Source organism: Dictyobacter aurantiacus (assembly GCF_003967515.1).
Taxonomy (GTDB): Bacteria; Chloroflexota; Ktedonobacteria; order Ktedonobacterales; family Ktedonobacteraceae; genus Dictyobacter; species Dictyobacter aurantiacus.
Genome location: NZ_BIFQ01000001.1, coordinates 2441420 through 2454140, shown reverse-complemented (window position 1 = coordinate 2454140; position 12721 = coordinate 2441420). Strand labels below are relative to the sequence as shown.

Genomic DNA, 12721 nt, shown 5'->3' with positions numbered 1-12721 from the left:
CGTGTCTGAATCGCTGGATCAAGATATCAGGGGTGCGCGGGCCATGTGATGGTGGTGATGGCTTTCGCGGGTAGCGTGTAGGTGAGGTTCTTCCCATCCCAGTTGATCCCAAACGTTTGCTGGCTTCCATTGTCGTTATACACCAGCAGCACAATCGAGCCATCTGGATTCTTAAAGCCTACACTCCTGATCTTGCCACTACCCATGTCGGTTGATTCGATACGCCGGGCATCAGGCTTGATGTATTTGCTAAATTGCCCGAGCAGGTAGTAAGCGGAGGTATAGGTGACTTCGCCAGTCTGATCGTTCACATAGACATCCGCGCCACAGGTGGTACAGGAGCCGGGTCCATGCTCCGTATTAGAGGCGATCGTCCACTGCATATAGGTCTGTGACCAGCTGCGCAGGACCGAAATGATGCGGTTGGCTCCCTCGGGGATATACCATTCCCAGTGCGTATCGCTGAATGAGGCCGGTGAGTCCTCGGTAAAGAACGTCCCCTTATTTGGATACTTGTCATGTACTATATTCTGAGCATCGTAGGTACCACCGTACTTATGCCAGGAGGTCCCCTCCACGTATTTGCTGGCCGGACTGGCCAGGACCTGCATGGGATATTCGGGAATGTCCCAGTTGTGGTCGTAGATCAGAATTTTGGTGGAGAGACCCGCGTTGGCCAGGGCGGGCCCCAGAGATTGCTCGATAAATGTGCTTTCCTGGTCCGCGCTCAGGTTATCGCCAAAATTGGCATAGCTATGGGCGGGCTCATTTTGCGGAATGATGCCCCAGATGGGTATCGGAGGATTCTGCGATTGATATGCCTGGATGTACTTGATGAGATATTTTGCATACAGATCGTAGTAGGTGGGATTGAGCGTACGCGCGTAGCCGGTTCCGGTCAGCATCCACTGGGGAATACACCAGGGAACAGCCAGAATCTTCATCTGCGGATTTAATTTTCTGGCCTGCTGTATCAATGCAATGGTATGCGATGAGATATCAGCATCAATTGAGAAGTGGGAGAGATTGGCATCGTCGGGAGTGCCGTTATTGTCATCATAAGAACAATAACCATAGGGAACGATCTGGTCGGGCGCGTTTTGATCGGATGCTCCGATTGGCTGGCGCAGCATGTTGATGCCGATACCACTGGCAGGATCAAATAGCTGCTGCATTACATGATCACGCTGCGCCTGGGACAGTTTATTTTCGAGCTCCCAGACGGACGACGCATTGAGCGATGCACCAAACCCCGTTATTGGCTGGTAGGTTTGATGATCATTAACGTCTACTACCGTACCCTGTGTTGAGTCTCCTTTGGCGAAGTCTATCGCGCTTTGAGGTGCCAATCTATTTGTTTTGTCTGTTGTTGTTAGTACCACCTGCGCCGGTATGTGCGCGTCCAGCGCGGCTTTTTTTTGCGCCACAACTACTGCATATTCCGATGGCCTTTTTACTAATAGCAGGGCCGCAATTATAATAATAACGCTCAAAATAATGCCGGGTATAATAAAGAAATATTTTAATTTCATCGGGGTGGATAGCACTTTCTTCACGAGCTAGCATATTGTGTTGCGGTGGAGAACAAAAAGGCCCACGCAATATCTGTTGCTTAGTTTATTTGATACTGGCAGATAAGTCAATAAATCATGTAGATAACCTATTACAATCAGGATGCAACATAGGAGCCAGCAATATTTGTTATGCCACAAACCAATCATGGCAGAGCGCATAATAGCGATAGCTATTATGCGCTCTGCCATGATTGGTTTGTGTCCTGTGATGGATCACTGCGTCTTGCTGGCTATAGAAGACCCAGGATCTGATTCAAGAGATTGGTAATACTTGTTAACGGAGCACCACCGTCAAGCAGGTGGGTAACCGCACACAGCAGGTTGCCAAGCAGGTTGCCCGCGCCGGACTGCGCTGTGATATTCAGTACAACCTGATTAAGGTTTACGTTAAGACCAAGCAGATTCAGGTTTAAGGGGCCAAGGTCAAGATGCAGAACCGGACATGTACCCGTAGCTGAGGTGACTGGTACCTGAACCGGGGCGTTGGTTACCGTTCCCAGTACCTGGCCAGCCGCATTGGTGAGGGTTCCACTGAGGGTACCAACGCCGAGGAGCTGTCCATTCTGAGAGACAAAGTGTGTAATTGTATAAGCACCATTGAATGTGGCCCCATTGGCGGCCGTTCCTGTAACCGCCTGGGTTACCGAACCGCTTTGGGTAGCATTAGCCTGGGCATGGGCAGAAGCGCTGAATGGCGCAAGAAAAAGACAGGCAAGCAATGCTGTTAAAAGGGCTCCGCCAACTAAACTCAATCTTTTCATTGAGGTTTACGTCCTCCATCCTTGGACTATATAGTTATACATTAATAAAATTTGTTTGTGATCGCTTATTGACCACTTTATATGAAACGGTTCATCTACGAGAATCGAATACATACACTTCATTTAAATTTGTATGTCTAATTTCAATCTTTACTCCTAATAAAATAATAATTATATAGCGATGTTGATAAGCACATGCCCAGCACAAAATGGTCATGAACTGTAGAGGCTTTTGCGGTGTTTTTCGATCATTTTTATCGTACAGCTTTTCGGGCAAAAAGAATACCAGGCTATATAAAGCGTTTCGAATTGTGCTGATCTTTATATTATTTTAATGTCGAGTGAACTATTACGCAGAGTACCGAATTAGATAAACACTGCAATTGGTTATATACTCATCCCGTTTGACAGGCTCTTGCAGCCAGTTCTACCCGATTGTGTTCTCTGTTTTTAAGATGGTACAGCGGGTACGCATCCGCATACCCGCTGTACCATCTCAAACTTTTAACCTGCCCAGATGGCCTCTACGCCCAGTTCTATCTGTATCTCGTTGCCCGCCAGGGCTATCCCTGCATTATTCGTTACTTTGTAGGTCATGTCATAATCGCGCCGATCGATCTTAGTAATGGCCCGCAGGCCGATACGCCAGGCATTGGTTAAATGATCCTGCGTGGCGCCATTATAGATCGTGCGCAGCTGCACCTGGTGTGTCACCCCATGCATGGATAGGTTGCCCGTAATAATAAAGCGATTGCTATCTACATGCCTTATCTGGGTACTGTTAAATGTAATGGTTGGATATTTGATGGCATCAAAGAAATCGGCGGTACGTAGATGAACGTCCCGTTGTGGGGCACTGGTATCTATACTGTTGACCATGATCTGCGCTTTTACTGAGGAATGCTCTGGAGAGTGTGGGTCCGTCTCGATTGTGCCGGTTACGTCGGTAAATTTTCCTCGTACTGTGGCGATGCCCAGATGTTGAACAGCAAATTCAGCCACACTATGAAAACGATCTATTTCCCATGACATAATAAAGTCACCTTCTCATGATTACAAATGTGCCTGTTCGCAAATTGCGAATCGCTGATGATAGCAAACCTGCGAGTAACGCACTAATGATGGATTGCCTGCTGCTCAAAGCGATTTACAGATGAGCTGTATGATGATTTTGTTTGTTGAAACATGATGTTATTTCTAAATATAAAAACATTTTGCGCTTAAATGATTATTCCGCTTGCTCTGATTTCTGCTCCCATCACGCATCTATCCTGGCATTTTTTTGCGTATAAAATGTAAATATCAACAATGATCGGCGTGACCCGGGCGTGTAAATGCGCGGAAGCATTTTCGTTTTTCTTGTTACCTTTGTCTTTGTGAGGGGAATAGAGGGTTGCATATATGTCGAATCCGGAAGAAGAGCAGAACATTGTTATGGATGATGCGGTACAGGCGTTGGTGAGGGATGGGGTGGTCTATCTGGAGGAGGCGATGCCGCGCTTTGTGCAGGATCTGCAGCGGCTGTGCGCGATCGATTCTCCTTCGGAGGATGTGGACGGCTTGAACGCCATGGCGGAGCAACTGGCGGGCCTGCTGCGGCAGGTAGGGATGCGTGCCTCAATTGTGGAGCATCCATGCGGCAACGCTGTGGTGGGCACGCTGCAGGGCGCGAATCCCGCTGGCCCAAAGTGGATGTTGATCGGGCATCACGATACCGTGCATCCGGTTGGCTCGGCTGGCGCGCATACGCGGCTGGAGCGCGAGCGATTCTATGCGCCCGGTACCGTTGATATGAAGGCCGGCCTGCTGCAGGGCATCTATGCGCTGGAACATCTACGCCGGCGCGGCTACCAGGACTTTTCCAAGATTACCTTTCTCTCGGTGTCCGATGAAGAGATCTCGACGCGCTACCACGTCGGGTTGATCCGTGAGCTGGCCCTGGAGCGTCCCTTTGTGCTGGGACTGGAGGGGGCGCGCTCCATCGGCAACGTAGTCACGCGGCGCAAGGGATGCGCGCACTATCGTCTGCGCGCCACGGGTCTGGCCGCCCACGCAGGCAGCAGTCCGGAGCGCGGCCGCAATGCCGTGGTTGAGCTGGCGCACCAGATCGTGCAGGCGCAGGGCCTGATGGGGATGCGTGACGGCATGACCATCAACGCGGGTCCCATCAAGGGAGGATCACGCGCCAACATCGTCTCAGATCACGCCGAGATCGTTTTTGATCTGCGCTTCCTGCATCCTGAGGATCGACGCGCGGCCGAGGCGCGCTGGCACGAGCTGTTGCGGCAGCAGCTGATCGAGGGTGTGGCGCTAACCCTGACGCCCGCCCCCAGTTCAATGCCGCCGATGGTGGCGACCGAGCAGAGCCTGGCCCTGGCGCAACAGGTCCAGCTCATCTCTGAACAGATCCTCAATGTGCCGTTTGATCCTGAGACGCGGGGTGGTGCCTCCGACTGCTGCAACACGGCCATCGCGGGATGCCCCTCAGTTGATGGGCTGGGCGCGATCGGCGGCGGCGCGCATACCACGGAAGAATATGTGCTGCTGGATCCCATTCCACAGCGTACGGCCCTGCTGGCGGGCCTGATTGCGTCCGGTGGAGCTCTGCAGCGTTAGCCTGTTAGCAGGCCATGGTTAGGATGAGCTGGTCGAGGACAGGGGGAGCGTAAACCAGAACGTTTCTCCCTGGCCCGGACTGCTCTTCACGCCGACCTCACCATGATGCAGCTGGATTAACGCCTTGCACAGATAGAGGCTCAGTCCCAGGCTCAGGTCCAGCTCATTCTGTAGCGCGGTCCCCCTGGCCCGGTAGAAGCGCTCCCATATCAGCTTCTGGTCCTCGGGCGCGATGCCTGGTCCATTGTCATGCACATAGACATATGCATCCTGCACGCCCTCCTCCACTTTGACGGTGATTGGCTGCCCCTCGGGCGAAAATTGAATGGCGTTGGTGAGATAGATATGCGTCACCTGCTTAACGCGATTCGCGTCCACCACCACCTCTATCGGCTCGCTTGACGGATCTAGCTCTAGCTCAATCTGTTGATCGGGATGGCGGCGTTGATACGTGCGGACCACCTCGGCCACCAGCTCGCGCAGATCAGTACGTGAGAAGTGCAGTTCCAGTTTATGCGTCTGCAGCCGCGAGTCATCGATGATATTGCCGATCATGCGTTCGTGGACCCGCGTACTCTGTGAGGCATATTCCAGCGGATTGAGCACCCGCTCGATGCCGCGACTTAGCTCCTCTGATTGGCCCGCCATCTCACGGCGCAGCTTCTCCAGCCGTCGCAGCGCCAGCTGAATGTTGCCCATGGTCACCGTCAGGGGCGTACGGAACTCATGGCTGGCCAGGTTCAAAAACTCGTTGATGATCGCGTTGGTCTCTTTCAATACCATGCCTTCCATGCGGGGATCTTTAAAGCGGGCAAATAGCTTGACGCATTCGGTGAGCAGCGTCGTCAGCGTCGCCACTGCTTTGACCAGCGCCATTTCTTCTTCTGTACAGGGATCGACTCGACCGATAATGAGTACCCCGGCAACCTGGTTCTGAATGACCAGTGGTATCCACATAAACTGCGTCGATGCGGTGCTGGTAATAGGAAACGGGCTCCGCTGATTGGTTCGCTCGACACAGACGATCTGCTGCCGTTCCAGCTCTGTAATCTCTTCCGGTGGCAGAAATTTCGAGAGCGGATAATGTCCATTTGCCTGTTTGCGTATCTGCACCTGCTGCTCCGGCAGCCCACTGATGGCTATATAATGCAGCCTCCGTTCGGGGGTCTTCTTAAATGAAACCAGCAGGACCGCCTGGGTCTTTAAGAGCTGGCTGATTAGATCGGTTAGCTGCTGACAAATCGCGTCCATGGAAGGTGTCTGCAATACATCCTCATCAGGGGAGGCGGTATATATAGAATCATGAATATGCGAGATAGCCTTGATTAAGGTGAAGATGGCTTTATTGGCGCGCTGGCTCTCAAGTTTGGATTGGTATAACGCGCTCATATCATGAAACAGGTGCAGCACGCCAAGTGGCCGCTGCTGATTATCGTTCAGCGGCGTCGAGGTGATATCGACACAGACATGGCTATTGGATGGCAACATGAGGATGGCGCTGTGCCTGGATGCTGATGATGCCTGTTTCTGACCCATGGTCGTATAGGATCCGGCGCCGTAGGCCGGGTACAATTCCGCGTCACGCGGCTGATAGCGATCCATAAACTGCTGAAAGGGCATGTCCCGACATTCCTCTTCAGTAGCCAGCTCGAAGAGCGCAAGGGCAGCCGGATTGAGACGTTGAATCTTTCCTTCAACATCCTCAATAATGACGCCATCTGGAATGCCCTCAAACAGCGCCGAGATCTGAATCATCGTGGCATCAATATGTGGCATCATAACCTCTTACACTTGAATTATCTGTCATTTTAGCACAACTATATATATTGACCATCATACTGTGTAGTATACAATATTTTCATATTTTCTAATCTCTTGCATATGCATCAATGCGCGCGTCATATTCTTTGCCCCATGGGCACCAGGCCCGAACCCACGCTGGATATTTCTTGTTGCTGTTACCAGCAGGTATTATGACACGTGTCGATGGTAGGTACGGTTTCTCACCAGGACGACATGAATAGCAAAGAAAGAGGCCTCTTATGGATTTCAGGCATACCGTAGTGCTACCGGGGACGGCAGAAAAGACGCAGACCGGCCAGGGCACAATCTTCTTTATTGGCAATGCGACCATCCTATTGCGCTACGCCGGCTTTACCATTCTGACCGATCCTAATTTCTTGCATCGCGGCGACCATGTACACCTGGGCTATGGCATGAAGGCGACGCGCCTGCACAATCCTGCCATCGATCTGGCTGAACTGCCTCCGCTGGATATGGTGCTGCTCTCGCATCTGCACGAAGATCACTTTGATCGCGGGGTGGCGCGCGACCTTGATAAGGGGACCCCGATTACCACCACGCCGAAGGCGGCGGACGCATTGAGGAAGAAGATGCACTTCTACCGCCTCTATCCACTGGACACCTGGCAGACCCTGACGCTGGAGAAAGGGGAGCAGCGCCTGAACATTACCGCCATGCCCGGCAAGCATGGACCGGGACCGCTCAATCCGCTCCTGCCGCCGGTCATGGGGAGTATGCTTGAGTTCGAGGTCCCCGGCCATAAAGCCCTGCGCATGTATATTACCGGCGACACCTTGATGCATAAAAGATTGCGCGAGATCCCTAAGCGCTACCACGATATCGACATCGCTCTCCTGCACCTGGGAGGAACCAGGTTGCTCAAGGTTATGTTGACGATGGATGCCGGGCAGGGGGTGAAGATGATTGAACTGGTCAAACCACGGACCGCGATCCCCGTTCACTACAATGACTATTCGGTCTTTACCTCATCGCTCTCGGATTTCCAGGCTGAGGTGGAGAAGGCCGGCCTGGCCAACCGGGTCCATTACCTCAAGCGCGGCGATACCTATACCTTTGAGGCACCGGCAGTCACGGATGCGGGAAGATAGGATCGCCATGCGATCCCTTTTTCCTTCCTGACTACCAGCGGACCTCGATCTGGATCTGATCCTGATAGAGCTTCTTACGCTCCTCCAGCCAACTATCCAGGTCGTAGCGCTCTTTGAGCAGACGCTCGGCGAAGCGCTCGCGCCGCCGGAAGATGCGCAGCACCTGCTTCACATCCGTCTCAGTGAAGTTATGCATCTTGACCAGCGCCACGTAATCGTCCGGTTGGAAGGACCGGAACTGCTCCAGCACACGCTGCTCAAGCAGGAACTCCTCGATGCCACACTGGCCCTGCTTGATTCTGGACTCGATGCCTGAATTAATAAAGACGTTATCGATCAGATCATCGAGAGCTTTGCGCCTGAGAAACTGATCGTTCTGCCGCTGGACCTCCTGCAGCTCTTTCTTTTCCTTCTTATAGTACGATCTCTCCTTGCTGTTCCAGGGTGAGTTCTTGATCTGGGTATCCAGGATACTCAGCCGGTAGCCAATGTAGAGGCGCTTAAAGGCATGAATTTTGTTCAGCTGATCCAGCATGATAGATTTGGATTGCACGGTGCCGATGGTGGTGCGGGCATTGGTCTCCTGTACGGACTGCTCCAGGGCCTTGAGGATCTCGGCGTTGGGCTGCGTAGCTATCTTGGTGAGCATCTGTGAATTGCGGTGCTTCAGTAATGGGCGCGTTGTCTTCGCCTTTGGCTGCGGCACCTCGGGTAGATTGGCGATGGCATGCTCGATCTCTGGCGTATACCTGATACGATCTTTATAGGGTGACTGCAGCACCCCCTGGTGCGCCTGGAACAGCGCCCCCTGATCCACCAGCTTATAGGCGCTGACGATATCGCCCGCCAGCAAGGCGATGTCCCGCTCTTGCTGATTGACGTGGGTACCCGGATAGGCCACCTCTTTAAGCACCTGCTGGTAAGCCTGCGTGATCACTTCAACATCCTCGTTCTGCACCGCTTTCTTGAACGCAGCCAGTACCCTGGCGGTATTTTTATTACGCTGCTGCTGTATGTAGGTCTGCCAGACCTCTTTATAATCGAGCGGCCACAGCTCGCTCTGCCTGTTGAGCTGCTCATATTCTTCGGCGCTCAGATCTCCGCACAGCGTCTGAAAGAACGTCAACAGGAAGGCCTCGTTTTTGGGATAGAGCGTTTCCTGTGCCTGTTCCAGCGCGACCTTGAGATAGGGGACCAGCCGCCTTATGTCCGGCTGCTGCTGATGGTAGGCGGCCATGTGGGTAGCCATATTCAAGAGCAGGGCCGTGCCGGTCTCGGTCTCCGCCTCTGCTTCCAGCGTGGTGCCGGTCAGAACCGGGCCGAGATTATCGAGCACGCGTGTCAGGTCCATCTCGCTGTTAAGATGGCGAACCAGGATAGGCCAGAGCACATCGGCCAGGGCGCCACGCGCCTCCGGCTGCAATCCCAGCATCTGACCCAGCCGTGACCTGGCCAGGCGCACCCAGCGCTTGCTATCTTCTGGCTCGCTCAATAGCTTCTCGATGTAGAGCCAGCCGTTGACATAGAGCGCGATCTCGGCGCTGATGCCGGACTCCTCGGATGCGCCGCGCTGCTGGAGCTGGCACAGCAGGCCCGTAACGGTGGGCTCGCTCAGCCGGCTGGCATCCAGGCCGGTGACGTAGTTATGCAGCACCGTGGTAAATGCTGCCGGCCACTCTTGCAGCTGCAGCATCTCATGGCCATCCTGCTCCAGAAAGGTCGCCGTCTCCTCGCTGGTCAGCCGCGCCAGCTGTAGCAGCTCCTGTACGACGTCCGGCAATGCACGCGCGGCCAGCAAGAGGCTGCCCAGCACCCGGCCTTTATGGGGATCGTCGATTTCCACCAGGTGGTGAAAGAACGTCAGGGCCAGCGGGGCCGTCTCGGCGCTGGCGATATCGTGTTGGAGGACGTGCTGGAAGGCCTGCCAGGACTGATCGGATTGCAGGAGATTCTTTAGCTGAGGCGCCTCCAGCGTCACCGGTTTAAGCAACACGCTATCGATGGCCATGTGGTGCCAGCTGTCTGGCAGCTGTTTATCGGCCAGCAGGCGTCCAATCGTGCCCCATGAAACGTTCAGCCAGGCATAGAGCGCCGGATGCGTGCCCAGCGCCGCCACCTGTGCCCAAGTCTCCAGCAGCGTACGATGGATCTCCCACGGATAGATCTCATCCACGCTGGTCTGGATCGTCTGCGTCAGATATTCAAGCAGACCACCATTGTTATCCGCGTTGAGCCAGACCACCTCCTGATGGTGTGCGGGCAGCGCGTTGAGCAGCACGCGTAGCACGATGAATAGATTATTGCGTGCGCTACGTTGTGCTGCCTCCTCGGTCTGTTCCAGCAGCAGATCGACCAGGTCATAGGTCAACGGCAGAATCGACTCAAAGATGAAGTCCGCGACATTCTGTGCCACCTCGCTCTGAGGATGTTTTTCGGCGCAGCGGCGAATAGTGAGCGCCGTCTCCGCCCCCTGGTGCTGCCACCATTGCTCATAGATAGGAGTGAACACATAGGGCCAGAGATTACCCCACAGGTCTAGCCAGGTTCTGCAGGCGCCTATCTCTGTATCGGCCAGGGCGATCAGGGTCGAAAACATCTCATTCCACAACGACCAGGTAGGCCAGTTGGGCGAGGACTGCATCCCTTTCAGGGGATCCTCCTGCGTGATGATCTGCACGATATTACTGATAATCAGCTCGCCCAGTTGATAGAGCCTGTCCGCCACATTGGAATTCTGCCGACCCAGCCGGTTCAGCTCTTCGGCCCCATGTTTGCCATAGGCGTTCCACCACTCCCAATAGATGGGATCGAAGGGCCGCGTCACAATATGCTCGAACAGATAGATCCAGACGGCCGGGTCCTGGCGAGGACTGGTAATTTTGATCAGTTTCTCCTGCCAGTTATCGATGGACCAGCGATCCTCGCCCTGGATGGCCACCAGGATCTTATCGACCACGTTTTTGCCGAAGGGGGTCAGGGGTGTGACCAGGTTTTCATCGACGGGCAGCTTGAGTCCCTGGTGGATCGCCTGGAAGATGCTCTCACCTTTGATCTGCCACCAGCGTTGAAAGACCGGCACACCGAGGTCCTCGGCCGTCATATTCTGTACCAGGGCGAGCCAGATATGCGGGGATTGATGTAGCGGAGCGGTAAGCTCAAGCATGTCCATCCAAAAATACATGTAGTCGGTATGGTCGGAGCTTAGAGCCTGGTTGACCTGTTCGGCGACCCGCATTCCCAGCTCGCTCATCGTCGCATACAGGGTATCGATCACATGTTGAATGTTGGATGGCAAGGGATAGTGGGCGTACTTATCCAGGCAAGCAAAAAAGCTGACCAGGTCCTGGCGGCACGTATTCTCCCACCAGCTCCGGTTGCGCGCGATCCATTGCAGGATCGAGCTCTGTACATTGGGGCGCCGCAGCCGCTCCAGATCGGCCAGCAACATCTTCTCTTCATCAACAATATTATCCAGCCTGTGCTTGATAATATTGATCAGTTCCTGCACATCGTTTTGCGACAGCGTCTCCTGGTAAGAAATATAGACACGCATAAAATGCGTCAGATCCTGACATTGTTCCCGCTCGGCCTGCTTCAGGATCTCGGTGAGTTCGCGATAGGTATGGTTATTCTCGTCGAGCAAGCAATCTACGGCGAAGAGAACAAAGCGTGCCAGTACTCCGTCTGGCATTAATGGAGTGCTACGACCGCTATAGCAATTGAGGGCAAAGCCATTGACCCCTTGATCCTGATAATACATCGCGGGCAGATCGCTGGTGGTGGAGCCCGCCCAGCACGTGCCGGTGATAACGGGATAGTCCACCTCGTCTTTGAGCCCATAGAAGGGGGAGACACGCTCCATCTCCAGGCGCTCGTAGGTAGTGAAGGTGAGATCGCGCATGCCCTCCAGGGTACGCGGCAGGCAGTGGGTCAGGCCCCAGAGCAGGTACGCAACCTGTTCTGGTGACGCGGCGACATAGATGCGCTGTCCCGGCTGGCGCATAAGGAAGGCGCGCAGAATAAACTCCAGGTACTCACGCTTCAGCTTCTTCAGATCGTCGCGGTCCAGCGTCCCACCGCGCATCTTCTCATGCTCAATGGTAACCCTCGTGCCCGGTTCTTGCAGCGAAGGGAACGTCACCGGGAGCAATTCTATCTGCGTCTCCGGCAGCTCATCCTTCGTCTTCCAGAAGCTTGAGCCCCAGGTCGCGATCGCCTCACGAGCCGTGAACGCAATCGGCCCGGCGGGCGACGAAACCTCTGGCAGATCGGTGATCATATGGCTAAAAAAATTGCTGCTGGCATTCATATCGTCGGGGGGACAATAGCACTTATGCAGCAACACAAATTCTTGCTTTACCTTGATAAAAGCCAGAGAAACAGGGAGGTGTTGAGGGGGGATATCGCCCGAATCTTTGGTGTTCGCGGGAGGCACATAGCGAGCATGTGCCAGCAAAGCCTGTATACGCCCGTTCTCTGGCACGACCGAGTTGCTACCCTCCAGGAAACCTGGTGATGCCGCACGGATCTGGAATCCCGGGCCTCCAAAGCCCCTGGTCGACCAGGTATACCAGAGCTGTTCACTCTCCGTCTTCATGTACTACCGCCTTTGCCTCACTTATCTTGTAATAGCTTCTCGTCTCTCTATCAGCTCATAATATAATAGGAATAATTATTCTGTTAATGCTTAATTTGCAGGATCTATAGAAGAGAATCTTGACAGCGATGCGGTTTATCGTCATTTTGATAAATATATAACGATTTTCAATAGCCCTGGATTCTAGTGAATTAGATAAGAACTAGACCCCTAGAGAAGCTTGAAATATGGATCCAGTATAATATAGATAGAAATATATTA

7 protein-coding genes are annotated in these 12721 nt (G+C 53.7%); 2 read left to right on the top strand and 5 right to left on the bottom strand.

Features of this window, described 5'->3' with window-relative positions; genetic code table 11:
* Positions 1-26: 26 nt before the first annotated feature.
* From KTT_RS09915 to KTT_RS09905, 3 genes are all read right to left on the bottom strand, one after another.
* Complete coding sequence (locus tag KTT_RS09915) at positions 27-1532, bottom strand: glycoside hydrolase family 30 protein (RefSeq protein WP_126595821.1); 1506 nt, start codon at positions 1530-1532, stop codon at positions 27-29.
* A gap of 272 nt (positions 1533-1804) precedes the next feature.
* Entirely contained in the window at positions 1805-2335 is a 531-nt protein-coding gene (locus KTT_RS09910) for a hypothetical protein (RefSeq protein WP_126595820.1), read from the bottom strand.
* Positions 2336-2839: 504 nt separating this feature from the next.
* Complete coding sequence (locus KTT_RS09905; RefSeq protein WP_126595819.1) at positions 2840-3367, bottom strand: YceI family protein; 528 nt, start codon at positions 3365-3367, stop codon at positions 2840-2842.
* Between the two features lie 369 nt (positions 3368-3736).
* Between KTT_RS09905 and KTT_RS09900 the strand changes: the two genes are divergently transcribed.
* Complete coding sequence (locus KTT_RS09900; protein WP_126595818.1) at positions 3737-4951, top strand: M20/M25/M40 family metallo-hydrolase; 1215 nt, start codon at positions 3737-3739, stop codon at positions 4949-4951.
* Between the two features lie 18 nt (positions 4952-4969).
* Here KTT_RS09900 and KTT_RS09895 read toward each other — a convergent pair whose 3' ends face one another.
* Positions 4970-6730 (bottom strand): sensor histidine kinase, encoded by a 1761-nt coding sequence (locus KTT_RS09895; protein WP_126595817.1) that lies wholly within the window; start codon positions 6728-6730, stop codon positions 4970-4972.
* A 263-nt stretch (positions 6731-6993) separates the two neighbouring features.
* Here KTT_RS09895 and KTT_RS09890 point away from each other — a divergent pair, with 263 nt between their 5' ends.
* Positions 6994-7863, top strand: a complete 870-nt coding sequence (locus KTT_RS09890) for an MBL fold metallo-hydrolase (protein ID WP_126595816.1) — start codon at positions 6994-6996, stop codon at positions 7861-7863.
* A 31-nt stretch (positions 7864-7894) separates the two neighbouring features.
* On the opposite strand, the gene KTT_RS09885 is transcribed toward KTT_RS09890, so the two are convergent.
* On the bottom strand, positions 7895-12460 hold the full coding sequence (locus tag KTT_RS09885) for a GAP1-N2 domain-containing protein (protein WP_126595815.1): 4566 nt from the start codon (positions 12458-12460) through the stop codon (positions 7895-7897).
* Positions 12461-12721 lie beyond the last annotated feature (261 nt).

Excerpts from the sequence above, each read along its gene's own strand:
- KTT_RS09915 (WP_126595821.1), bottom strand. The coding sequence starts at position 1,532 with ATGAAATTAAAATATTTCTTTATTATACCCGGCATTATTTTGAGCGTT.
- KTT_RS09910 (WP_126595820.1), bottom strand. The coding sequence starts at position 2,335 with ATGAAAAGATTGAGTTTAGTTGGCGGAGCCCTTTTAACAGCATTGCTT.
- KTT_RS09905 (WP_126595819.1), bottom strand. The coding sequence starts at position 3,367 with ATGTCATGGGAAATAGATCGTTTTCATAGTGTGGCTGAATTTGCTGTT.
- KTT_RS09900 (WP_126595818.1), top strand. The coding sequence starts at position 3,737 with ATGTCGAATCCGGAAGAAGAGCAGAACATTGTTATGGATGATGCGGTA.
- KTT_RS09895 (WP_126595817.1), bottom strand. The coding sequence starts at position 6,730 with ATGATGCCACATATTGATGCCACGATGATTCAGATCTCGGCGCTGTTT.
- KTT_RS09890 (WP_126595816.1), top strand. The coding sequence starts at position 6,994 with ATGGATTTCAGGCATACCGTAGTGCTACCGGGGACGGCAGAAAAGACG.
- KTT_RS09885 (WP_126595815.1), bottom strand. The coding sequence starts at position 12,460 with ATGAAGACGGAGAGTGAACAGCTCTGGTATACCTGGTCGACCAGGGGC.